Here is a 24,087-nt window from a genome sequence, read left to right on the forward strand (position 1 = left end):
CTCCCCCCGCGCCGCCTGCGTCGTCAGACCCGCTCGAATACCGCGGCGGCGCCCTGGCCCATGCCGACGCACATGGTCACCATGCCGTACTTCTTGTTGTGGCGCTTGAGCGCATGCACCACGGTGGCCGAGCGGATGGCGCCGGTGGCGCCCAGCGGGTGACCGAGCGCAATGGCACCACCCATGGGGTTCACCTTGCTCGGGTCCAGGCCCAGTGTGTTGATGACGGCGAGCGACTGCGCGGCAAATGCCTCGTTGAGCTCGATCCAGTCGATCGCGTCCTGCGTGAGGCCGGCGCATTTCAGCGCAGCAGGAATCGCTTCGATGGGGCCGATGCCCATGAGGTGCGGAGGCACACCGCGCGAGGCGTAGCTGACGAAGCGCGCCAGCGGCGTGAGGCCAAACCGCTTGATGGCCGATTCGCTGGCCAGGATGAGCGCGCCGGCGCCGTCGCTGGTTTGCGAGCTGTTGCCGGCGGTGACCGAACCGCGCGCGGCGAACACGGTGCGCAGCTTCGCAAGGCCTTCGATGGAAGTGTCGGGACGCGCGCCTTCGTCCAGGCTCACGGTGCGTGAGCTGGTGGTGATTTCGGCGCTGTCCAGGTTCACGCTGCGCTCGGTCACTTCCACCGGGGTGATCTCGTCGGTGAATTCACCGTTCTTCATCGCCAGCAGGGCGCGCTGGTGCGACTGGAGGGCGAAGGCGTCCTGAGCCTCGCGCGACACCTTCCACTGCTGTGCCACTTTCTCTGCCGTGAGACCCATGCCGTAGGCGATGCCGTAGCTCTCCACATCATCGGTGTTGGTGAAGATGGTGGGCGACAGGCTGGGCGAGTTGCCCATCATGGGCACCATGCTCATGCTCTCGGTGCCGGCGGCGATCATCACGTCGGCCTCGCCCACACGAATGCGGTCCGCCGCCATCTGCACGGCTGAAAGGCCGGAGGCGCAGAAGCGGTTGACGGTGATGCCGCCCACGCTGTTGGGCAGGCCGGCCAGGATGGCGCCGATGCGCGCCACGTTCAGGCCCTGCTGGGCCTCGGGAATGGCGCAGCCGCAGATCACGTCTTCGATCGCCTTCGGGTCGAGTCCCGGCACCTGGCTGAGCGCGGAGCGCAGCGCGAGAGCGAGCATGTCGTCCGGGCGCAGGTTCTTGAAGGCGCCTTTGTGTGAACGGCCGATGGGGGTTCGGGTGGCGGCGACGATGTAGGCGTCTTGAATCTGTTTGCTCATGGTGGGTCCTAAGTGTCTTGCCCCCTCTCCCGCTTGTGGGAGAGGGTTGGAGTGAGGGCCTGCAGCGTCTGCCAGATCTTTTCCAGCACAGCAGGTGTTTCGTTCATGACTTCGTGGTTCCAGAACCGGATGACAGAGAGTCCTTGCGCTTCAATCAGCGCAGTTCGCGCCTGGTCGTAGACCTGTTGTGCGTCGTGCTGACCACCATCGATCTCGATAACCAGACCGGCCTCGAGACAGATGAAGTCGAGGACGTAGGGACCAAGAGGACGCTGGCGACGGAACTTGAAGCCCTGGAAGCGGCGGCCCTTCAGCTGCAACCACAGCAAGTTCTCGGCCTCCGTCATCCGACCGCGCAACTCACGCGCTTTTTCCTTGGCGTCCGCCCTCACCCCAACCCTCTCCCACGCGCGCGAGAGGGGGTAGGTCACGTTGGCCTCAGCGGGTTTCATCACCTCAGTTCCGCACCGGCTTGCCCGTGTTCAACATCCCCAGAATCCGCTCCTGCGTCTTCGGATGCACGATCAGCGAACAGAACGCGCGTCGCTCCAGCGTCATCAGGTACTCCTCGCTCACCAGCGTGCCGGGCTCCACGTCGCCACCGGTCACCACGTTCGCAATCAGCGACGCAATGTGAAAGTCGTGCTGGCTGATGAATCCGCCGTCGCGCATGTTGACCAGGCTGCCCAGGATGGTGGCCCTGCCATCGCGCCCGGCCACGGGGAACAGGCGCTTGTGCGGCGCCCGGTAGCCGCCGTTGAACAGGCTCTTCGCTTCGTTGATCGCCACGAAAAGCAGTTCGTCCTTGTGCGGCACGATCACGTCGGAGTGCAGCACGTAGCCGAGCTGGCGCGACTCCAGCGCGCTCGTCCCCACCTTGGCCATGGCCGCGGCCGTGAAGCCTTCGGTGAGGAAGGGCAGCAGGTCTTTGCCGGTCGAGGTCTCGGCGTTCTCGGCCGCGCGGCGGGCGATGTAGGTAAGGCCACCGGCGCCGGGCACCAGGCCCACGCCCACTTCGACCAGGCCGATGTAGCTCTCCATGTGCACCACGCGACGCGCGCTGTACACGGCCATTTCGCAGCCTCCGCCCAGCGCCAGGCCGCGCACGGCAGAGATCACCGGCACGTTGGCGTAGCGCAGGCGCAGCATGGTCTGCTGCATGAAGCCTTCGGCGTCTTCAATGGCGCTCACGCCCACTGCCATGAAAGCCGGCAGCATGGCCTGCAAATCTGCGCCGGCGCTGAAAGGTTCATCGCCCGACCAGATCACCAGGCCCTGGTACGCCTTCTCGGCCAGGTCCACGGCGGCCAGCAGGCCCTCGCACGCCTCGGGGCTGATGGCGTGCATCTTGGTCTTGAGGCTGGCGATCAGCACCTGCTCGTCCAGCGTCCACACGCGGATCGAATCGTTTTCCTCGACGGTGTGACCAGCCGTCTCGAATTTCGGACCCGCTTCGCCCAGCAGCAACTCCGGGAAGTGCTGGCGCTGGTACACCGGCAACTGCAGGCGGCCTTCAAATTCACCCTTGCCCGGGTTCCAGGAACCCTGCGCCGTGTGTACGCCACCGGCCTCGGCCACCGGGCCGCTGAACACCCACTCGGGCAGCGGCGCCTTGCTCAGCGCCTTGCCCGCATCAATGTCTTCCTGGACCATCTTCGCCACTTCCAGCCAACCGGCTTCCTGCCAGAGCTCGAACGGCCCTTGCTTCATGCCAAAACCCCAGCGCATGGCCTGGTCCACGTCGCGCGCGGTCTCGGCGATGGTGGCCAGGTGCACCGCCGCGTAGTGGAAGCTGTTGCGCAGGATGGCCCATAGGAACTGGCCTTGGGGGCCCTCGGCGTTGCGCAGCAATTTCAGGCGTTCAGCGGCGGGGCGCTTGAGCATGCGGCCATACACCTCGTCGGCCTTTTCGCCGGCGGGCACGTAGTCGCCGCTGGCGAGGTCGAAGCGCAGGATGTCGCGGCCGACCTTCTTGAAGAAACCGGCTTTGGCCTTCTGGCCGAGGTTGCCGGCGTCGATGAGCGCCTTGAGCACGGGCGGCGTGCCGAAGCTGCCGTAAAACGGGTCGGTCTCCAGGTTCAGGTTGTCCTGCAAGGTCTTGATCACATGGGCCATGGTGTCCAGGCCCACCACGTCGGCGGTGCGGAAAGTGCCGCTGCTCGCGCGCCCCAGACGCTTGCCGGTCAGGTCGTCCACCACATCGTAGGTGAGACCGAAGTTCTCCACCTCTTTCATGGTGGCCAGCATGCCGGCGATGCCGATGCGGTTGGCCACGAAGTTGGGCGTGTCTTTCGCGCGCACCACGCCCTTGCCCAGGCCACTGGTGACGAAGGTCTCCAGGTCGTTGAGGATCTGCGGCTCGGTGGTGGGCGTGGCGATCAGCTCCACCAGCGTCATGTAACGCGGCGGGTTGAAGAAGTGAATGCCGCAGAAACGCGGCTTGATCGCTTCGGGCAGCGCTTCACTGAGCCTGGTGATGGAAAGTCCCGAGGTGTTCGAGGCCACGATGGCGTGCTCGGCAATGAAGGGCGCGATCTTCGTGTACAGGTCGAGCTTCCAGTCCATGCGCTCGGCGATGGCCTCGATGATCAGGTCGCAGTCCTTCAACTGCGCCATGTGCTCTTCGTAGTTGGCCTGGCCGATCAGGTCGGCGTCGGTCGCCACACCCAGCGGCGAGGGCTTGAGCTTCTTCAGGCCTTCCACCGCGCGGGTGACGATGCCGTTCTTCGAGCCTTCCTTCGCCGGCAGGTCAAACAGGACCACGGGCACCTTGACGTTGACCAGGTGCGCAGCGATCTGCGCGCCCATCACGCCCGCGCCGAGCACGGCGACTTTTTTCACTTGGAATCGGTTCATTGGTTTTCCATGAGAGGGATGAGGCCCGCGTTCACTCGACCCGGAGCCACACTTGCGTTCGGTAGAACGGGCCGATGTAGCCGCGCATCTCCAGCTTCTTGCCGTCTTCGATGGGCTTGAGGCGGCTGCGATAGACCTTGCCGTTGTTGGGATCGACGATGTCACCACCGTCATAAACGGTCTTGTCGTCGGCGCTCTGCTTGAGGTTGCGCAGGATGGTCATGCCCAGAATGGGTTTGTCCTTGCGCTCGTCGGTGCACTTGTCGCACACCGCATCGGGCTTGCTGTCCGGATCAAGAAACTTCTCGATCTTGCCGCTGTAGACGCCGTTGCTTTCCGTGATTCGCACCAGCGATTTTTCCTTCTTGGTGTCGTCGTCGATGGTCTTCCAAAGCCCCACGGGCGACATCTGCGCGAACGCAGACAGGGAAGCCATTGAAAGGGCAACGGCGGTCAGTGCGGTCTTGATCATGCTTGTCTCCCGGGTGTGAAAAAACTCATTCCAGAAACACCGCGGAACTGGCTTTGCCAGGCCGCTGGTGTTGCCCCCTTGAGGGGGTGGCGCGCAGCGCCGCAGGGGTGCTCATTTCACGCGAGCGCTGCGTCGGTGTCCATCACGACCTTTGAACCGGCGCGGGCTGTGCGCATGAGCGTCGCGGTCTCCGGGAACAGCTTGGCGAAGTAGAAGCGTGCGGTCTGCAGTTTGGCGGCGTAGAACGGGTCGGTGTTGCCGGCCGCGATCTCGCGCAGCGCGACCTGCGCCATGCGGGCCCAGAAGTAACCGAACACCAGGTGACCCGCCACACGCAGGTAGTCCACCGCCGCAGCGCCCACTTCGTCGGCGTTCTGCAAGCCCTTGAAGCCGATCTCGGTGGTGAACTTGGTGATCTGCTCGCCCAGCACCGCCAGCGGGTTGATGAACTCGGCCATCTTTTCGTTCACGCCCTCTTCCATCACCAGCGCGCCCACCAGCTTGCCAAACTTCTTGAGCGTGGCGCCGTTGTTGCCCAGCACCTTGCGACCCAGCAGGTCCAGGCTCTGAATGGTGTTGGTCCCTTCGTAGATCATGTTGATGCGGGCATCGCGCACATATTGCTCCATGCCCCATTCCTTGATGTAGCCGTGCCCACCGAAGACTTGCTGGCACTGGGTGGCGGCGTTGTAGCCGTTGTCGGTCAGGAAGGCCTTGGTGATCGGCGTGAGCAGCGAGAGCATGTCGTCGCTGTCCTTGCGCACTTTTTCGTCCGGGTGGTGGTGCACCTTCTCCAGCAGCACCGAGCAATAGATGGCCAGCGCGCGGCCCCCCTCGGCATACGCCTTGGCGGTGAGCAGCATGCGGCGCACGTCGGGGTGCACGATGATCGGATCGGCCGGTTTGTCCTTGGCCTTCGGGCCGGTCAGGCTGCGCATCTGGATGCGGTCTTTCGCATAGGCGAGTGCGTTCTGGTAGGCCACTTCGGTCAGGCCCAGCGACTGGTTGCCCACGCCCAGGCGGGCGGCGTTCATCATCACGAACATGGCCTGCATGCCCTTGTTGGGCTGACCCACGATGGTGCCGATGGCGCCGTCGATCACGATCTGCGCGGTGGCGTTGCCGTGGATGCCCATCTTGTGTTCCAGGCCGCCGCAATGAATGGCGTTGCGCTCGCCAAGCGTTCCATCGGCATTCACGTTGTACTTGGGCACGATGAACAGGCTCACGCCCTTGATGCCGGGGGGCGCGTCGGGCAGGCGAGCCAGCACCAGGTGGACGATGTTTTCAGCCATGTCGTGTTCACCGGCACTGATGAAAATCTTGTTGCCGGTGAGCTTGTAGGTGCCGTCGGGTTGCGGCTCGGCCTTGGTGCGCATCAGGCCCAGATCGGTGCCGCAATGGGGCTCCGTCAGGCACATGGTGCCGGTCCACTCGCCGCTGGTCATCCTGGGCAGGTAGGTCTTCTTCTGTTCGTCGGTGCCGTAGGTGTGCAGCGCGGCATACGCGCCGTGGGTGAGGCCGGGGTACATGGTCCAGGCCTGATTGGCCGAGTTCATCATCTCGTACAGGCACTGGTTCACCACCAGCGGCAAGCCCTGGCCACCAAACTCGGGGTCGCACGAGAGCGCGGCCCAGCCACCTTCCACGTAGGTCTTGTAAGCCTCCTTGAAGCCCTTGGGTGTGGTCACCTCGTGTGTCTTCTGGTCGAGCTTGCAGCCCTCGGTATCTCCGCTGATGTTGAGCGGGAAGATCACCTGAGACGCAAACTTGCCGGCCTCTTCCAGCACGGCGTTGATGGTGTCGGCATCGGTGTCGGCGTGTTGGGGGATCGCCTTGAACTCGTCGGTGACCTTGAGCACCTCGTGCATCACGAACTGCATGTCTCGCAGAGGTGGGTTGTAAACGGGCATGGGGGAACTCCTGTGCTGGGTTTGTGAAAACGAAAAGCGGATCAGCCCTGTGTGCGCGCGGCGCCAGGGGATGGCAAAGACATGTCCTGAACCGAAGGCAGGCCACCGTAGCGCTGCACGATGCCTTCAAAGGCCGTGAGGGCGCGCTGCACCGAATCGGGGCTGCGCAGGAAGCGCGCTTCGTAGTGCAGCGCCAGGATCAGCGCGTGTACCTCGAATGCCATCTGTGCGGCGTCCGTGGTGGCATCGAGGTGGCTTTCCTGTATGGCCATTTCAATGGCGCGGCGCATGGCCGTGAGCCAGGTGTTCACCGAACTGGCCAAGGCATCTCGCACCGGGCCCGGCCGATCGTCGAACTCGACCGCGCCGCTGATGTAAATGCAACCCGAGTCGATCTCGACCGAGGTCCGCTTCATCCAGTTGTCGAACAGTTTGCGCAGGCGCGGCAGACCGCGAGGTGCGTCCAGGGCGGGGTAGAACACCTCTTCCTCGAAGCGGGTGTGGTACTCCCGCACCACCGAGATCTGCAGTTCTTCCCGAGAACCAAAATGGGCGAACACGCCGGACTTGCTCATCTGCATGACTTCGGCCAGCGCGCCGATGGAGAGGCCTTCGAGGCCGATCTGCGTGGCCAGGCCGAGCGCGGCGTCCACAATGGCGGCCTTGGTCTGCTGACCCTTTTGCAGTGGCTTCTGCGCCGAGGCGTCGGCGCGCGGGCGGCGGGCGATCGGGGTGACGCTCATGGATACGGTCCTCGGTGGGTCGGGTGAAAAGAAGAAACCGCTCGAATAAATCGAACGGTCGTTCTATTTTTACCGCAAAACCCCCGCCTGGTGCAATCCGGCGGGCCCATCGAGCGGCGTTTATCTAGGGGCTGCGCCCTAAATCACGCCACCACGGCTCAGGTTTCAGAGCTTGCCGTCGGGCAGCAGCAGATTCAGGCTGTGTTCCAGGCTCTCGCAGGGCGAGCGCTTGAAGCCGCTGCGCGCAAAGCGTTGCAGACGCCCGACACAGAAGGACGCAATGACCGAGGCATCGGCCTGCGCATCCACCGTGGGCGTGGCCACGCCGGCCACCACCGAGGTTTCGCGCAGGTTCTGGCGCAGGGTGGATTCGATCTTGTCGAAGAAGAGGTTCATGCGTTGTTGCAGGCGGTCGTTCTCGAACACCAGGGCATCGCCAACCATGACACGGGCCATGCCCGGGTTCTTCTCACCGAACTGAAGCAGCAGCGTGACCAGCTTGCGCGAGCGGGCGTTGGCGTCGGGCTCACGATCGGCAAGCTGATTGACCAGGCCAAACACCGACTGCTCGATGAATTCGATCAGGCCTTCGAACATCTGGGCCTTGCTGGCGAAGTGGCGGTAGAGCGCGGCCTCGCTCACGTCGAGCCGGGCGGCGAGCGCAGCGGTGGTGATGCGTTCCGTCCCAGGCTGCTCCAGCATGGTGGCCAACGCCTGCAGGATCTGCACGCGGCGTTCGCCTGGCTTGGGGCGTTTGCGTGCGGCACCGTCTGGCTGGGCAGCAGCCGCGATGGCGTGTGCGGCCTCCTGCGCCGCATCATCGGCGGGGGAAGGGGACTCAGGGACGTTGGAGGTCATGGGTGATCGGTCCGTTCGTGATGAGCTGCTGGACCGTGTACCCGGCCCTGGTGTGTCTTCCGTCCGGCGATTCTCGCACACGGTTACAAGCCTCCGCGACCAGCGTGGCAGGCCCGCGCGCAGTCAGTGAGTGACCGCCTCGAAAGCTACCCGCATGCGCAGGCCCAACCCCTGCGCGCCGGCGTCGAGATGCAGGTGTGTGTCATGGGCGCGGGCGATTTCGTCGGCAATCGCCAGGCCCAGTCCATTGCCCTCGCCCAGGGTGCCCGGCACGCGGTAGAAGCGCTGCAGAACGCGCAGTCGCTCGTCGGGTGGAATGCCGGGCCCGTCGTCCTCCACTTCCATCCAGGCCTGTGCGCCCCTGGGCCCGTTGTCCAGACCACAACGCAGCGTGATGCGACCTCCCGACGGGGTGTATTTGATGGCGTTGTCCACCAGATTGAGCAGCAGCTCGCGCAGCAGCCAGGCGTGCCCAAGGGTCTGCGCGGGACGCGTCTCCAGCCCGAGGTCGATGTGTTTGGCGGCTGCGGCATCCAGGTATAGGGCGAGCATGTTCTCGCACAGCGCCATCAGATCCACTCGCTGCATGGGCTGTGCGTCGGCGCTCACGGCATCCGCGCGAGAAAGCGCGAGCAACTGGTTGGCGAGCTGCGAGGTCCGCCGGGTGGCATCGCGCAGGCGCAGGACCTGACCCGCGCGCAGGCTGAGCCAATCGCCGCCGTCCATGCTGCGCGCAGCTTGTGCCCAGGCTTCCACTTGCGCCTGCAGACCCGCCAGTGGCGTGCGCAACTGGTGCGCGGCATCAGCCACGAAGCGTCGCTGAGCTTCGGTCTGCGCGTTGACGAGGAAAAAAAGGCGATTGAGCGAGACCACCAGCGGACGAACTTCGGCCGGTACGTCGGCGACGTCAATCGGGTTGAGGTCGCGCGGGGATCGGTTCTCTACCGCCTGCTTGAGGTCGATGAGTGGCTGCAAGGCCCGCGCCACGCCCCAGGCGATCACCGCAGCCGCCACGGCGAACAGGATCAGATTGGGCAGCAGCACGCGCAGCATCACATTGCGAAACCACTGCTGACGCGCGTCGGAGCCGTCGGCCAGCATCACGATGAGGTCCCCGGCATCGGTGGTTACGCGCTGCGCCACCACACGATAGGTGACACCGGCCTCGACCACGCTGAGGAACTCCGCATCGCGCGTGTTGGGCAGCACCGTGGGCAACCAGCGTTCGCCCAGCATCTGGCTCCCCAGGTCGTTGAACACGCCGAAGGCCGCGAAGCCCCGCCGCTCCGACAGGAACTCAGCCACGGCCGGCGCCAGCAGCATGGACAGCCCGGGCGGGTTCAACACGTCAGCGGCGCGCTGCAAGGGCTCATCCAGGTCCACGCGCTCATCGGCGTTCAGGCTTCTCACCACCACCGAGTCCGCCAGCAGGGGCACCAGCCGGAGCAGGCGCTGGTCCTGCTGCAAGGCGGCCGTACCGGCGCTCTGGTAATGAAAAAAGACGCTGACCGAGACGATCACGCCGACGGTGATCAGCAACAGCACCAGCAGGCGCCGCTGCAGGCCCCAGATCATGCCGCCCGGTGCGAAGCCCTCAGGCGAGGGTCGCATGACCGGGGCTCTCGGCCAGTTCGAGCCGGTAGCCGAATCCCCGGATCGCACGCAGGCAGATGCCCGCAGGCTCAAGCTTGGCGCGCAGGCGCGAGATGTAGACCTCGATCGCATTGGGCGTGATCTCCTTGTCCCACCCGGTCAACACCTGCAGCAGCTTGTCTTTGGCGGCGGGCTTGGGCACCTGCATGAGCAGGTACTCCAACACGGTCCATTCACGCGGGCCCAGCTCCATGGGCTGCCCACCGAGCGTGACGCGACGGTGTGCAGTGTCCATCTCCAGTGGGCCAAAGCCCAGCACCGCCGAGGTGGCGGCCTGTGAGCGGCGCAACAGAGCCCGCAGCCGCGCCAGCAGCTCGGGCAGTTCGAAGGGTTTGACCATGTAATCGTCGGCGCCAAGGTCAAGACCCTGCACACGGTCGTGCAAGGCATCGCGCGCGGTCAGGATCAGCACCGGCATCTGGAGCCCGCCGATGCGCAGGCGACGTGTGAGCTCAAGACCGTCAATGCCGGGCAGGCCGATGTCGACGATGGCGAGATCGAAGCTGTCGCTTTGAAGGGCCTGCGCGGCGCGCTCTGCACTGCCCACCCAGTCCACCGTGTAACCGGCGTCGCAAAGCCCCAGCTTGATCCCGCTGGCCACCATCACGTCGTCTTCAACCAGCAGGAGTCGCATCTAGTGACTCCCCCTGCCGCATTTGGCGCATTCCTCTGGAGGGGGACGCACCCTGGGACCGGCAAAGCCGGATCCTCGGGTGCCCGGGAACAGGTGCCTTGCTCCGGAACAGGGCGTGTGAGTTTGCATTTCAGTGCGCCTTGATCATCGTCCCGAAAGGTTCGTTGCCCAGCACTTCGAGCAGCAGGGCATGCGGCACGCGCCCGTCAATGATGTGTACCGCGTTCACACCGCTCTTGGCCGCGTCCAGGGCGCCCGCAATCTTGGGGATCATGCCGCCTGAAATGGTGCCGTCCTCCACCAGCTCGTCGATGCGACGCGGCGTGAGCTCGGTGAGCAACTGACCGTCTTTGTCGAGCACGCCCCGTATGTTGGTGAGCATGAGCAGCTTCTCGGCCTGCAGCACGGTGGCCAGCTTGGCGGCTACCACGTCGGCGTTGATGTTGTAGCTCTCGTTCTGTTCACCGAAGCCGATCGGGCTGACCACCGGGATGAACTGGTCATCCTGCAAGGCCTTCACCACGGCGGGGTCGATGCTTTCGATGTCGCCCACCTGGCCGACGTCGTGTTCCAGGCTGGGATCTTTCTGGTCGGTCATGCGCAATTTGCGCGCCCGGATCATGGCGCCATCTCGCCCGGTGAGGCCCACTGCCTTGCCGCCCGCCTGGTTGATCAGGCCCACGATATCCTGCTGCACCTCGCCGGCCAGCACCCACTCCACCACCTCCATGGTCTCGGGGTCGGTCACGCGCATGCCCTGGATGAACTGGCCCTGCTTGCCCAGACGCTTGAGCAGCGTCTCGATCTGCGGGCCACCACCGTGCACCACCACCGGGTTGATGCCGACCAGCTTGAGCAGCACCACGTCTTCGGCGAAGTCCTGCTGCAGGGCGGGGTCGGTCATGGCGTTGCCGCCGTACTTGATGACCATGGTCTTGCCGTGGTACTTGCGGATATAGGGCAGCGCCTGCGCAAGGATCTCGGCCTTGTCGCGTGGCGGAATGGAGGTGATGTCGGCGGGCGTGGTCATGCGGGATTTCCTGCTGTTCGGGCAAAGCCAAATTCTAGGGCCGGAGCACCACCTTCTCGAGCGCCAACCCTCCATCGAGAAACACCGCGGAACCGGCTTCGCCGGGCCGCAGGTGTTGCCCCCTGAAAGGGAGTCGCGCGCAGCGCGGCGGGGGCTAGAAGTGGATGCCCCGCATCATCTGCTGCATCGCCACCGCTTCGGCCGACAACTGGGGCTTGGCGCCCTTCTCGCCCTTGGCCGCCGAAGAGTCGGGGAACATGCGGAAGCTGGTGTTCATCACGATCTGCGCCACACGCGGCACCATGGCGTGCATCATCTGGCCCGTCACACCCAGGCGGGTGGCGATGCGCACGGGCTTGAAGATGCAGGCCTGCGCAATCATGTCGGCGGCCTCCTCGGGCGCGAGCGTGGGCACGTTCTGGTAGATCTTGGTGGGCGCGATCATGGGCGTGCGCACCAGCGGCATGTTGATGGTGGTGAAGCTGATGCCCTGGTCGGCGAACTCACTGCTGGCGCAGCGAGTCCATGCGTCGAGCGCCGCTTTGCTCGCCACGTAGGCCGAGAAACGCGGTGCGTTCGTGAGCACGCCGATGGAGCTGATGTTCACCACGTGGCCCTTGCGCTTGGCCACCATGCCGGGAAGCAAGCCCATGGTCACGCGCAGGCAGCCGAAGTAGTTGAGCTGCATGGTGCGCTCGAAATCGTGGAAGCGGTCGTAGCTGCCTTCAATGGCGCGGCGGATCGAGCGGCCCGCGTTGTTGATGAGGAAATCGACACCGCCGTGGTTCTGGATCAGCACTTGAACGAAGCGGTCGGCGTCCGCCATGTCGGCGATGTCGGCCGGATAGGCGATGAACTGGTAGCCCTTGTCTTTCGCTTCCTTGCAGGCCTCGTCCAGTTTGTCCTGATCGCGTCCGCAGATGATGGTGGTGGCACCCGCCTCGGCAAACTTGTGCGCCGCCGCCAGACCAATGCCCGAGCTGCCGCCGGTGACCAGCACCACCTTGCCGCCCACGGTGCCCTTCAGGCTGCGGTCGATGTGCAGGTCGGGGTCGAGGTGGCGTTCCCAGTAGTCCCAGAGTCGCCAGGCATAGTCCTTCAGGTTCGGGCAGGCGATGCCGCTGCCCTTGAGGGCCGCCAGCGTTTCCCGGCAGTCGAAACGCGTGGGGTAGTTGACGAACGTCATCATGTCCTCGGGAAGCCCGAGGTCCTGCATGACGGCCCTGTAGACGCGGCGCACCGGCGCCAGCGCCATCAGCCCCTTCTTCACGCTCTTGGGAATGAATCCCATCAGCGCGGCGTTGACGAACAGGTTCATCTTTGGCGCATGGGCCGCCTTGCTCAGGATGTCGAGCACATCGCCCACGCGGTAGCCCATGGGATCGACCAGGTGGAAGCAGGCGCCGCTGTTGCGTTTCTGGTGACTGATGTGGTCGAGTGCATCGACCACGAAATCCACCGGCACGATGTTGATGCGCCCGCCCTCCAGGCCTACGCTGGGCATCCAGGGCGGCAGGATCTGGCGCATGCGCTGGATCAGTTTGAAGAAATAGTAGGGCCCGTCGATCTTGTCCATCTCGCCGGTGCGCGAGTCGCCCACGACCGCAGCCGGTCGGTACACGCTCCAGGGCACCTTGCATTCCTCGCGCACGATCTTCTCGCTCTCGTGCTTGGTCATGAAGTAGGGGTGCTCGTAGTTCTCGGCTTCGTCGAACATGTCCTCGCGGAACACACCTTCATACAGGCCAGCGGCTGCGATGGAGGACACGTGATGGAAATGACCGGCGCCGATGGCCTTGGCAAACTCCACCGTGTTGCGGGTGCCGTCCACGTTCACCGCAATCTGGCTTTCCTCGTCGGCCTCCAGGTCGTACACCGCAGCCAGGTGGTAGAAGTGATCGACCTCGCCCTTGAGCGCCTTCACGTCATCGGCCGAGACACCCAGCTTCTTGCTCGTGAGGTCGCCGAAAACCGGCACCGCGCGCGAAGCGCTCACGCCCCAGTGCTCGCGCAACGCCGCCACCTTGCCTTCGCTTTCCTTGCGGATCAGGAAGTGCACCACCGCTCCCTTGCGCTGCAGCAACTTGCCCACGAGGCGCTTGCCAATGAAGCCGGTGGCACCGGTCACGAAATAATGCATGGAGGGTCTCCTGGGACGTTGAGGTTGCAAACCGAATGGCAAAAGACAGCCTGCCATTCTTCACCATCACAAGTGCCCACGCCTTCCGCAAAAACCCGCGTGAGGCGCGGCCCACAAGGGGTTCGTTTAGTCGCGCGCCCCTACACAGCCGCACGGCGTGGGCCGTACATTGGCCGAACGCTGTGGCGCCGCCACTCCCCTCACTTTCTCTTTCAGGAGTTCCCATGGTCAAGAAAATCCAGAAAACCGGCAGCAGCAGCCAAGCGGCTTCATCCGCTTCCGGCTCGCCCCTCTCGGGCGCCATCAAGGATTCCGCACAACAGATCTGGCTGGCCGGCCTGGGTGCTTTCTCCAAGGCGCAGGAAGAAGGCGGCAAGGCCTTTGAATCGCTGGTCAAGGAGGGCTTGTCGATCCAGCGCAAGACGCAGGCCGTGGCCGAGGAACGCATCTCCGAGGCCACCAACCGCGTCACCAGCATGGCCACCGACATTTCCTCCAAGGCCGCAGGCCAGTGGGACAAGCTGGAGAACATCTTTGAAGAGCGCGTGGCCAAGGCGCTGAACAAGCTCGGCGTGCCCTCGGCGCGCGATGTGGAGGCGCTGATCGAGCGCATCGACGCGCTGAACCAGCACGTGCAACGCCTCAGCACGAAGGCGCCCACCAAGACCGCCGCCCGCAAGGCCGCCCCAGCCAAGAAGGCCCCCGCCAAAGTGGCACGCAAGACCGCGCGCAGCACCAAGGCAGCCTGACCCGGGCACAGGCCGCGGATGGCACATCAGAACGGGGCGCTCGACGCCCCGTTTTTACGTCCCCTGTCCATGCTGCATCGCAGCAAGTCATTCGACCCCCGGCGTCTACACTCGATCGCATGACGATGTCCTCACCCGCCCGTCGCCGCAAGGCTGTCTCCAGCACCCGTTCGCGCCGGGGTGGTCGTCCGCGCATGGCACTCGCGCTGGCAGGCGGCGGGCCGCTCGGTGCAATCTACGAGATCGGCGCTCTGTGTGCGCTCGACGACGGCCTGATCGGCCTGGACCTCAACGACTGTGATCACTACGTCGGCGTGTCCGCAGGCGGCTTCATCGCGGCGGGCCTGGCCAATGGCATTCGGCCTCGCCAGCTCTGCGAGGCTTTCATCGAGGACCGGCCGAGCGAGGACAACTTTGATCCGTCTTGGCTGCTCAAGCCCGCGTGGGGTGAGTTCGGTGCGCGGCTGCGCCGCCTGCCTGGCCTGCTGCGAGAAGCCACCTGGGACTGGGCGGTGCAAGGCAGATCGTTCACCAGCGCCTTCGAGCGCATGGGCGCAGTCCTGCCCACCGGCGTGCTCGACAACGACGGCATTCATCGGCAGATCGAGCGCCTGTTCAGCCAGCCTGGCCGCACCAACGATTTCCGCCAGTTGCGAACCCGCCTGACACTGGTGGCGACACAGCTCGACACGGGCGATGCCGCTCCCTTTGGCCGACCCGGCTGGGACCACGTGCCGATCTCGCGCGCCATTCAGGCCAGTGCGGCGTTGCCCGGGCTGTTCCCGCCGGTGGACATTCACGGTCAGCACTACGTGGACGGTGCGCTCAAGAAAACGCTGCACGCCACGGTGGCGCTGGACGAAGGAGCCGATTTGCTGCTGTGCCTGAACCCGCTTGTGCCGTTCCACACCAGCCCCAGCCTGCGCGACGGCCGGCGCATTCCTTCGCTGGTGGAGGGTGGGCTGCCTGCGGTCATGAGCCAGACGTTCCGTTCCATGATCCACTCGCGACTGGCCCTGGGTTTGAAGCATTACGAGCGCGCCTATCCGGACAGCGACATCCTCCTGCTCGAACCCGACCAGCGCGACGCCACACTGTTCTTCGCCAACACCTTCAGCTACCGCCAGCGTCGCGAGATCGCCGAACACGCCTACCAGGAAACGCGGCGCATGCTGCTGGAGCGGCGGCAACAACTGGCGCCCATGCTGGCCCGTCACGGTGTGGAGCTGAACATCCTGGCGCTGCAGGACCCCGCACGGCATTTGCTGCAGAACCGGACGCCTCCGGCGCGCAGCGCGCTCGCGAACCGCCTGCACGCCACGTTGGACCAACTGCAAGGCCAACTGGAACGTGCCGTGCGCCCAGTGCCTGGCCCGGCGCGCAGCCGCTGAACGCCGCGAATGGCCAAGAAAGCCCCACGCCGCACCGCCGAGCGCATCCTGGAGGTGACGCTGGAGCTGTTCAACCGCTTCGGCGAACCCAATGTCTCGACCACACTGATCTCGGCCGAACTCGGCATCAGCCCTGGCAACCTGTACTACCACTATCCGGCCAAGGACGAGCTGATCAACTCGCTCTTCGAACGCTACGAGCGCTCGCTCGGCGAGTTGCTGGGCGCAAGCGAAGGCGTGCGCAACGCCGAGGACGCCTGGTTCTTCCTGCACTCCCTGTTTGAGCTGATCTGGCAGTACCGCTTTCTCTACCGGGACCTGAACGACCTGCTCTCCAAGAACCGGCTGCTGGAAACGCGCTTCCAGGCCGTGCTGAAAAACAAGACACGTGCGATCCGGCATGTGCTGGATGGTTTGAGCCGCCACGGCGCGATGAACATCGACAGCCGCGAAGTCGAGCCCACGGCCACTTGCATGGTGGTGGTGCTCACCTACTGGTTGAGCTTTGAGTACGTGCGCGATCCGCGCCATGCGCTGGAACCGGAGAACGCGCAACAGGCGTTGCTGCGGGGCGCCTGGCACGTGCTGAATCTGCTCGCGCCGTATCTGGAAACGGCACAACGCCAGCACCTCCAACAGATCACCGGGGCCTATGGCGCCTCACCCTGAGCCGGAACCATGAGGAGACATGATGACCGAATGGACCGCCTACATTTCATCAGGTGACAAGCCGCTGGATGGCGAACGGCTCCAGGCCCTCTGGAGCCGTTTGCACAAAGGTGATGCGGAGCCCTGGCCCACCGATCCCGCGCTGCAGCACGCCTGGCTGCTGTTTCACAACGGCGCGTTCGAACGCGCCGCACAGGAGGGCCTGGCACTGGGCGACGCTGGCCTGAACGTGGCCAACAAGGCCACCGCCATCCACGCCAACTACGTGGAACGCCGAGAGGCCACCCGCCAGGACCTGCTGCTGGAGACCGCTGCGCGTGCCGGGAAGCTGCAACACCACCAGCCCGACAATCCAGGCGCGTGGTACTGGCAGGCCTACGCGCTGGGCCGCTACAGCCAGGGCATCAGCGTGGCCAAGGCCCTCACCCAGGGGCTCGGGGTGCGCATCAAGAACGCCCTGGAAACCACGATTGCGCGCTGCCCCCAGCATGCCGATGCGCACTTGGCGCTGGCCACGTTTCACGCCGAGGTGATCGACAAGGTGGGACAGCTCATCGGCGGCATGACCTACGGCGCCAACAAGGCGACCGGCCTGAGCCTTTACGAAACGGCCATGAGCCTGAACCCCGACTCGGCCGTGACGCTGACCGAGTACGCCAACGGCCTGATGATGCTGGAGGGGGAGAAACGGCTCGCAGAAGCCACCGCCCTTCTGGACCGTGCCGCCGCCATGGAGCCGCTGGACGCGATGGAACGGCTTTACGTGACCTCGGCCCGCGCGGCGCTGGAGGGCTGACGGGCCAGGCCGTCGACGGCCTGGAACATCGACTGGCGGGCCTGCGCCACGATCTGCGCTTTCCACTCGTCGGTGTCGGTGTAGAACGCCGCCAGGATGCGCTGCTTGATGGCGGCGCGCATTTCGGGCGCGGCCTCGGGGTGCAGGTGCTGCCAGTGGTCGGCGCGCAGTGCGTCGATCACCTCAGTGATGGGCACCGTGCCGTATTCCATGGCGATGCCGGTGTACTCGGCCTGCGGACATTCCTCGTAAGCGGCACTCCACATCAGCCCGGTCAGCAAGGCTGACGTGGACGAGCCGTCGTAGATGGAAGTGACCGGCGTCTTACCGTCACCGCCCCACCAGGCGCGCGCACGTGCCAGAGCGGCGGCGTCGTCGCGGCAGGCACAGATGCGCTCACCCACGCCACTCTCGCCAAGCCCGGTGTGCAGGTCGATCCACGCGAGCTGCTGCGCCCGGCGTCCATACCGGCGCAACACCTGGCGCAATGTCTGGTTGCTCCAGGTGGGCGCGGTGCCACCGAAAAACAGACCGTCGGCGTGCGAATGCTGCCCTTGCGAGACCGCCGCCTGGTACCGCGCGAGGCCGCGCTCCTGGATGTAGGCCTGCACGGCGGCCTGGTTGGCGGCTCCCGGGGGCCACTGGTCCGGCAACAGCAGGTGGTGGATCTCAGCGTAAGCCGGGTTGGTCGGCAACGGTTGGCTGAAGTCCTGGAAGTTGCGGTTCAGGTCCACGTTTTCATGCGTGACGCGGCGCACCCACGAAAAGCCATGGGGGTTGAGCGCATGGATGTAGAGCACCGCCACTGCGGCACTGCGGGCGTGCTCACGCCACTCGGCGTCGTGCGCGGCAAACACCTGCACACCCGAGCCGCAATAGCCCTCCACACCGTGGCAGGCGCTGCTGACGACCAGCAGGCGTTCGGCGTCGGGCGAGCCATCGAGCGCCACGTCCATGGCCAGGGTTTCGCCGTCACGCCCGGGCAGCGGGTGGTTGTGGCTGGAGATGGCCATGCCGGCCGCCGCAGCGCCTTCCAGGAACTTGATGCGGGCGCTGGCGTAGGACCGTGAGAAAGCTGCCTGTGGCGAGATCATGCGGCGCCCCCGGCGCGTGGGCGACTCAGCCATTTTTCGGCGAGTCGGACCCAATAGGTGGCGCCCAGCGGAATCAGGTCGTCGTTGAAGTCGTAGCTCGGGTTGTGCAGCATGCACGGTCCGCCGCCATGGCCCATCTCGCGATGGGCGCCGTCGCCATTGGCAATGAAGGCGTAGCAGCCGGGACGCGCCTGCAGCATGTAGGCAAAGTCCTCGGCGCCCATGGTGGGCTCCTGCTCCACCACGTGCTCGTGGCCCACGATCTCGGCCATGACTTCGCGCGCGAAAGCGGTCTCAGCGACGTGGTTGATGGTGGGCGGGTAGTTGCGCTTGAACTTGAACTCGACGGTAGCGCCAAAGGCGGCGCAGGTGTGCTCGGCAATCTCCTGCATGCGGCGCTCGATCAGGTCGAGGACCTCGTAGGTGAAGGTGCGCACCGTTCCCTGGATCTCGCAGCTGTCCGGCACCACGTTGGTGGCCTCGCCGGTGTGGATCATGGTGACCGAGACCACGCCGGCGTCCACCGGCTTCTTGTTGCGCGAGATGATGGTCTGGAAGGCCATCACCATCTGGCAGGCCACCGGCACCGGGTCGATGCCGTTGTGTGGCAGCGCGGCGTGCGCGCCTTTGCCTCGAATGACGATGTGGAACTCGTTGCTCGAGGCCATCACCGGACCAGCGCTGGCGGCAAAGGTGCCCACCGCCATGCCCGGCCAGTTGTGCATGCCAAAGGCGGCCTCCACCGGGAATTTTTCGAACAGGCCGTCCTTGATCATCTCGCGCGCGCCGCCGCCGCCCTCTTCGGCGGGCTGGAAAATCAGGTAGACAGTGCCATCGAAGTTGCGGTGTTTGGCGAAGTGCTGGCCTGCCGCCAGCAGCATGGCGGTGTGGCCGTCGTGGCCACAGGCGTGCATCTTGCCCGCGTGCTGGCTGGCGTGGCCGAAGGTGTTGTACTCCTGCATGGGCAGCGCGTCCATGTCGGCGCGCAGGCCGATCGCACGGCCGCAGGCGCCCCCATCGCGTCCGTGCACAATGCCGACCACGCCGGTGGTGCCCATGCCACGGTGAACGGGGATGCCCCAGTCGGTGAGTTTCTGCGCCACCACATCGGCGGTGCGCACCTCTTCGAAGCAGAGCTCGGGGTGCGCGTGGATGTCGCGGCGCACGGCGGCGATGCCGGCGGCCTGGGTGAGGATGGAGTCGATCAGTTTCATGGGCACCTCTGAGCGCCCGGGCCGGGCACAGCGATTTTCAAAGGAGCCATGGTAGCGAAGACCCGCTCGCGCGAGGGCCACGAGCGCGACAACCAAGCGGTTGCAGGGGCTTTGCCCGGCCCGCTGCGGGAATTCAGCGTCGGATTCGGCCGTCTTCGGTGAGCAAGGTGAGCTCGACGAATTTCGATCCGGTGTGTTTGTTGGGACCGAAATCCACCGGGAAGCCACCCATGTCCATGTTGCGCATGCTCTGGATGGCCGAGATGAAGCCGTCTCGCGTGAGGTTTCGCCCCGCCCGGTTGACCGCCTCGGTGAACACCTTGGCCGCCACGAAGCCCTCCATGCCCGAATAATTGGCGGCACGGCCTTGCTTGGCCCGGACCGCAGCGAGGTATTCGCCCGAGATGGCGGTCACCGGCGTGTAGGGGAAGGGCATCACCTGGCTGACCACCACGCCCTTGGCGTCGGGGCCGAGCTCATCCAGCAAGGCCTGGGTACCGACGAATGAGACGTTGTAGAAGTTGCCGACGAAGCCGCGCTTGCGCGCCTCGCGGATGAAGGCCGCGCAGGATTTGTAGGCGCTGATCTGCACGATCGCCTCAGGGCGCTGCGCCATGATGTCGTTGACCGCCTTGACCACGTCCACGGTATTGCGCTCCACCGTGCCCAGCGCCACCGGCTGCAGGCTCAGCGCCTTGAGCGCTCGGCTCACGCCTTCGAGGCCGGCCTTGCCGTAGGCATCGTTCTGGTAGAAGACCGCGATCTTCTTGATGCCGGTGGACGTGGTCTGGCGCACGATGGAAGCGGTCTCGTCGTAATAGGACGCGCGCACATGAATGGCGTAGCGGTTGAAGGGATCGCGCAGCACCTCGGCACCGGTGAAGGGTGCGAAGAACGGCACCTTGGCCTCGGTGGCCAGTGGCAGGGCCACGACACTCGTAGGCGTGCCGATGTAGCCAAAGAGCGCGAACACACCCTCGCCGATGAGCTGCTTTGTGTTGGCCGCGCAGCGCTCGGGCTCGTAGCCATCGTCGAGGCGGCGCAATTCAACTCGCCGGCCGTTGACGCCACCTTTCTGGTTCAGCGCCTCGAAATAGAGCTGCGCGCCCAGGTGGAACTGCAGGCCCAGTTGCTCGGCTGCGCCGCTGAATGGGGCAGACTGGCCCAGCAGGATGCGGTTGTCGCTCACGCCTGCCGACGGGGCCTGGGCGTGGGCCAGAGGGGCCACGCTGGCCAATGCGTGCAGGCCTGCAATCTGGCCCGCGTATCCGAGTAGCTCTCTGCGTCGCATTGTCTGCTCGCTCCGTGTTGTCATGGGTGCTGGTCAGCGTATGCGATTTCCCTCCTATCGGCAAAGGGATTTGTTCTCACAATACCCACCGATACCGACGCTCATCCCCGCAATGAATCCGTTTGTCGCCTGGGGCCATTTCCGGGGGTCCGTATCATCACCCTCAGGACCTCTCGCCAGACCTCACGACCATGAGCAACACCCCCGCGACCGACACCACCTTGCATGTGCGCGGCGCCTGTCCGCACGACTGCCCCGACACCTGCGCCCTCATCACCACGGTGGAAGACGGCGTCGCGGTTCGCGTGCAGGGCAACCCGGCGCACCGGCACACAGACGGCGCGCTGTGCACCAAGGTGTCGCGCTACACCGAGCGCAGCTACCACCCAGAGCGATTGCTGCACCCACTGCGGCGCAACGGCCCCAAGGGCAGCGGTCGATACGAGCGAGTGGACTGGGACACGGCACTGGACGACATCGCCGCACGGCTCGGCGCCATTGCGGCGCGCGATCCGCAAGCCATCGTGCCCTACAGCTACGCCGGCACCATGGGCCAGGTGCAAGGCGAGGCCATGGCGGGGCGCTTTTTCCACCGCCTCGGCGCTTCGTTTCTGGACCGAACCATCTGCTCTTCGGCGGGCGGCGAAGCGCTGCTGCAGACGCTGGGTGGCAAGGTCGGCATGAAGGTGGAGCATTTCGCGCGCTCGAAGCTCATCCTGATCTGGGGCAGCAACTCCATTGGCAGCAACCTGCATTTCTGGCGTCTGGCGCAGCAAGCCAAGCGTGAAGGGGCGCGACTGGTCTGCATCGACCCCCGTCGCACCGAAACGGCTGACAAATGCCACGAGCACATCGCCCTGCGCCCCGGCACGGACGCGGCACTTGCCCTGGCGCTCATGCACCAGTTGATCACTTGCGACTGGCTCGACCACGACTACATCGAACGCCACACCCTCGGCTGGGAGGGCCTGCGCGAGCGTGCCCTGCAGTGGCCCCCCGAGCGCGCGGCCGAGGTCTGCGGCGTGCCGGTGCAGCAGATCGTGGACCTGGCGCGCGACTACGGCACCACGAAGCCGGCGGCCATTCGCCTGAACTATGGCATGCAGCGCGTGCGAGGCGGTGGCAATGCGGTGCGCGCGATCGCCTGCCTGCCCGCCCTGGTGGGCGCCTGGCGCGATCCGGCCGGCGGCATGCTGCTCTCGGCATCGGGCCACTTCCCGGTGGACCGGGCGGCGCTTCAGCGCCCCGACCTGCTGGGCGCACGCCGCCCCCGCACCATCAACATGATCACCATCGGCGACGACCTGCTGCGCGAAAGTTCGCCCGGCTTCGGCCCCAGGATCGAGGCGCTGATCGTCTACAACAGCAACCCCGTGGCCGTGGCGCCGGAGTCGGACCAGGTGGTGCAGGGGTTTCTGCGCGAAGACCTCTTCACCGTGGTACTGGAACACTTCCAGACCGACACCGCCGACCACGCCGACTACATCCTTCCGGCCACCACACAACTCGAACACTGGGACATTCACACCAGCTACGGCCACACCGACGTGCTGCTCAACCGGCCCGCCATCGCCCCGGTGGGCCAGGCGCGCACCAACACCGACATCTTTCGCGCCCTGGCCGCGCGAATGGGCTTCGACGATCCCTGCTTCGACGACGACGATCTTGCGCTGTGCCGCGCAGCATTTGGCAAGGCGGTGGACTTCGAGCAATTGCTCGATCAGGGCTATGCCACCCTGGCCGTACCCGAAGCGCCATTCGCGCAGGGCGGCTTTCCCACGCCCTCGGGCCGTTGCGAGTTCCACAGCGCCCGGCTGGTGGCGCAGGGGCAGGACGGCCTGCCCGACCACCTGCCCAATTTCGAGACACCCGGCAGTTCCGCGCACTACCCGCTGGCGATGATCTCGCCGCCCGCCCGAAACTTCCTCAACTCCAGTTTTGTGAATGTGCAAAGCCTGCGCGACATCGAGGGTGAGCCGCTGCTGGAGATTCACGCCGACGACGCCACGCCGCGCGGCATCCAGAGCGGTCAGATGGTGCGGGTGTTCAACGACCGGGGCGAGTACCGCTGCAAGGCCCGCGTGTCCAGTCGTGCCCGGCCCGGCGTGGTCAATGGCCTGGGCATCTGGTGGCGCAAGCTCGGCTTCGATGGCACCAACGTCAACCAGGTCACCAGCCAGAAAATCACCGACATGGGCCGGGGACCGGTGTTCTACGACTGCCTGGTTGAAGTCGCGGGCGAGCCCGCCGCCGCCTGATGCGCGCTCGCCTGGCGCTCCTGCTGCTGGCCCTGGCTGGCGCTGGCTGCGCCAGCACCACGGGCGTGGGCTACTACTGGCAGTCGGTCACCGGTCACTTGCGGCTGATGCAGGCCGCGCGCCCGGTGGAGCACTGGCTGGCCGACGGACAGACCCCGGCGGCGCTCAAGAGCCGCCTGGCCCTGGCACAGCAGATCCGCGCCTTCGCGGTGAGTGATCTGGCCCTGCCCGACAACGCCAGCTACCACCGCTACGCCGACCTGCAACGCCGTGCCGCCGTCTACAACGTGGTGGCTGCGCCCGAGCTTTCGCTGACATTGCAATCCTGGTGTTTTCCGGTGGTCGGCTGTGTGGGCTACCGCGGCTATTTCAGTGAAGAAGACGCCCAGGCCTTCGGGCGCAGCCTGGACCCCTCCCTGGAGGTGAACGTCTACCCCGTGCCGGCGTACTCCACCCTGGGCTGGATGAACTGGGCTGGCGGTGACCCGCTGCTCAACACCTTCATCGGCTACCCGGAGGGAGAGCTCGCGCGCATCGTCTTCCACGAGCTTGCCCATCAGGTGGTCTATGTGCGCAACGACACGGTGTTCAACGAATCCTTTGCCACCGCCGTCGAGCGCCTGGGCGGCGCACGCTGGCTGCAGACCCGCGCGGGCGAACAGGCGCAAGCAGACTACAAGCGCTTTGACCAGCGCCGCCAAGCCTTCCGGGCCCTCACCGCCTCCGTGCGCCAGCACCTGCAAACGCTGTATCGCGACAGGACGCTCGACGACACCACCAAGCTCCGTCGCAAGGCCACGATCATGGACGATTTCCGTCGCGACTACGCCGGGCTGCGCACCCGATGGGAAGGCTTTGCGGGATACGACCAGTTCGTGGCCCGCGCCAACAACGCCAGCTTCGCCACCCAGGCGGCCTACGACGAACTGGTGCCGGGATTCCTGGCGCTGTTCGAGCGCGAGGGCCGGGATTTCGCCCGGTTCTATGATGCGGTGCGGGCGCTGGCCGCGCGACCCAAAGAAGAACGGCAGGCCAGCCTGCATGGTCTGGCCGGCACCGCCATGGCGAGCGGCGCCACCGGGCGACCCTGAAAC

At 65.5% G+C, this 24,087-nt stretch carries 20 protein-coding genes; 6 read left to right on the forward strand and 14 right to left on the reverse strand.

What is annotated here, in order from left to right; genetic code table 11:
* Positions 1-23 precede the first annotated feature (23 nt).
* From AB7F11_RS05500 to AB7F11_RS05550, 11 genes are all read right to left on the reverse strand, one after another.
* Positions 24-1,232: an acetyl-CoA C-acyltransferase gene (locus AB7F11_RS05500; protein WP_428291151.1), complete on the reverse strand. Its 1,209-nt coding sequence runs from the start codon at positions 1,230-1,232 to the stop codon at positions 24-26.
* An 8-nt stretch (positions 1,233-1,240) separates the two neighbouring features.
* On the reverse strand, positions 1,241-1,663 hold the full coding sequence (locus AB7F11_RS05505) for an endonuclease domain-containing protein (RefSeq protein ID WP_428300727.1): 423 nt from the start codon (positions 1,661-1,663) through the stop codon (positions 1,241-1,243).
* 25 nt (positions 1,664-1,688) lie between these two features.
* Positions 1,689-4,088, reverse strand: a complete 2,400-nt coding sequence (locus AB7F11_RS05510; RefSeq protein WP_428291153.1) for a 3-hydroxyacyl-CoA dehydrogenase NAD-binding domain-containing protein — start codon at positions 4,086-4,088, stop codon at positions 1,689-1,691.
* 31 nt (positions 4,089-4,119) lie between these two features.
* Positions 4,120-4,560: a DUF2147 domain-containing protein gene (locus AB7F11_RS05515; RefSeq protein ID WP_428291154.1), complete on the reverse strand. Its 441-nt coding sequence runs from the start codon at positions 4,558-4,560 to the stop codon at positions 4,120-4,122.
* Between the two features lie 116 nt (positions 4,561-4,676).
* Entirely contained in the window at positions 4,677-6,473 is a 1,797-nt protein-coding gene (locus tag AB7F11_RS05520; RefSeq protein WP_428291155.1) for an acyl-CoA dehydrogenase C-terminal domain-containing protein, read from the reverse strand.
* Positions 6,474-6,514: 41 nt separating this feature from the next.
* Positions 6,515-7,216 (reverse strand): TetR/AcrR family transcriptional regulator, encoded by a 702-nt coding sequence (locus AB7F11_RS05525; protein WP_428299912.1) that lies wholly within the window; start codon positions 7,214-7,216, stop codon positions 6,515-6,517.
* A gap of 165 nt (positions 7,217-7,381) precedes the next feature.
* The gene (gene slmA, locus AB7F11_RS05530; protein WP_428289354.1) at positions 7,382-8,074 is read right to left on the reverse strand and encodes a nucleoid occlusion factor SlmA; all 693 of its coding nucleotides are present in this window, start codon (positions 8,072-8,074) and stop codon (positions 7,382-7,384) included.
* 123 nt (positions 8,075-8,197) lie between these two features.
* A complete protein-coding gene (locus AB7F11_RS05535) occupies positions 8,198-9,685 on the reverse strand; it encodes an ATP-binding protein (protein WP_428289353.1) in 1,488 nt (495 codons plus the stop codon).
* Positions 9,669-10,361: a response regulator gene (locus AB7F11_RS05540; RefSeq protein ID WP_428289352.1), complete on the reverse strand. Its 693-nt coding sequence runs from the start codon at positions 10,359-10,361 to the stop codon at positions 9,669-9,671. Before AB7F11_RS05540 ends, AB7F11_RS05535 begins: the two co-directional genes overlap by 17 nt.
* A gap of 130 nt (positions 10,362-10,491) precedes the next feature.
* On the reverse strand, positions 10,492-11,391 hold the full coding sequence (argB, locus tag AB7F11_RS05545; RefSeq protein ID WP_428289351.1) for an acetylglutamate kinase: 900 nt from the start codon (positions 11,389-11,391) through the stop codon (positions 10,492-10,494).
* 154 nt (positions 11,392-11,545) lie between these two features.
* A complete protein-coding gene (locus tag AB7F11_RS05550) occupies positions 11,546-13,531 on the reverse strand; it encodes an SDR family oxidoreductase (RefSeq protein ID WP_428289350.1) in 1,986 nt (661 codons plus the stop codon).
* A gap of 224 nt (positions 13,532-13,755) precedes the next feature.
* Here AB7F11_RS05550 and AB7F11_RS05555 point away from each other — a divergent pair, with 224 nt between their 5' ends.
* The 4 genes from AB7F11_RS05555 to AB7F11_RS05570 all read left to right on the forward strand — a co-directional run bounded on the left by AB7F11_RS05555 (position 13,756) and on the right by AB7F11_RS05570 (position 17,136).
* Complete coding sequence (locus AB7F11_RS05555; RefSeq protein ID WP_428289349.1) at positions 13,756-14,280, forward strand: phasin family protein; 525 nt, start codon at positions 13,756-13,758, stop codon at positions 14,278-14,280.
* Between the two features lie 125 nt (positions 14,281-14,405).
* On the forward strand, positions 14,406-15,671 hold the full coding sequence (locus AB7F11_RS05560; protein WP_428289348.1) for a patatin-like phospholipase family protein: 1,266 nt from the start codon (positions 14,406-14,408) through the stop codon (positions 15,669-15,671).
* Positions 15,672-15,680: 9 nt separating this feature from the next.
* Complete coding sequence (locus tag AB7F11_RS05565; RefSeq protein ID WP_428289347.1) at positions 15,681-16,340, forward strand: TetR/AcrR family transcriptional regulator; 660 nt, start codon at positions 15,681-15,683, stop codon at positions 16,338-16,340.
* A gap of 22 nt (positions 16,341-16,362) precedes the next feature.
* Complete coding sequence (locus AB7F11_RS05570; protein WP_428289346.1) at positions 16,363-17,136, forward strand: hypothetical protein; 774 nt, start codon at positions 16,363-16,365, stop codon at positions 17,134-17,136.
* On the opposite strand, the gene AB7F11_RS05575 is transcribed toward AB7F11_RS05570, so the two are convergent.
* The 3 genes from AB7F11_RS05575 to AB7F11_RS05585 all read right to left on the reverse strand — a co-directional run bounded on the left by AB7F11_RS05575 (position 17,100) and on the right by AB7F11_RS05585 (position 20,735).
* Complete coding sequence (locus AB7F11_RS05575) at positions 17,100-18,230, reverse strand: M14 family metallopeptidase (protein WP_428289345.1); 1,131 nt, start codon at positions 18,228-18,230, stop codon at positions 17,100-17,102. The two genes, AB7F11_RS05570 and AB7F11_RS05575, sit on opposite strands and share 37 nt — an antisense overlap.
* Positions 18,227-19,444 (reverse strand): M20 aminoacylase family protein, encoded by a 1,218-nt coding sequence (locus tag AB7F11_RS05580; protein WP_428289344.1) that lies wholly within the window; start codon positions 19,442-19,444, stop codon positions 18,227-18,229. The genes AB7F11_RS05575 and AB7F11_RS05580 overlap by 4 nt, the downstream gene beginning before the upstream one ends.
* A gap of 133 nt (positions 19,445-19,577) precedes the next feature.
* A complete protein-coding gene (locus AB7F11_RS05585; protein ID WP_428289343.1) occupies positions 19,578-20,735 on the reverse strand; it encodes an ABC transporter substrate-binding protein in 1,158 nt (385 codons plus the stop codon).
* Positions 20,736-20,926: 191 nt separating this feature from the next.
* Between AB7F11_RS05585 and AB7F11_RS05590 the strand changes: the two genes are divergently transcribed.
* On the forward strand, positions 20,927-22,993 hold the full coding sequence (locus AB7F11_RS05590; protein WP_428299911.1) for a molybdopterin-containing oxidoreductase family protein: 2,067 nt from the start codon (positions 20,927-20,929) through the stop codon (positions 22,991-22,993).
* The gene (locus AB7F11_RS05595; RefSeq protein ID WP_428289341.1) at positions 22,993-24,084 is read left to right on the forward strand and encodes an aminopeptidase; all 1,092 of its coding nucleotides are present in this window, start codon (positions 22,993-22,995) and stop codon (positions 24,082-24,084) included. The genes AB7F11_RS05590 and AB7F11_RS05595 overlap by 1 nt, the downstream gene beginning before the upstream one ends.
* Positions 24,085-24,087: the final 3 nt, after the last annotated feature.

It is taken from the genome of Hydrogenophaga sp. (assembly GCF_050250835.1).
In the GTDB taxonomy this organism is placed as follows: domain Bacteria; phylum Pseudomonadota; class Gammaproteobacteria; order Burkholderiales; family Burkholderiaceae_C; genus Hydrogenophaga.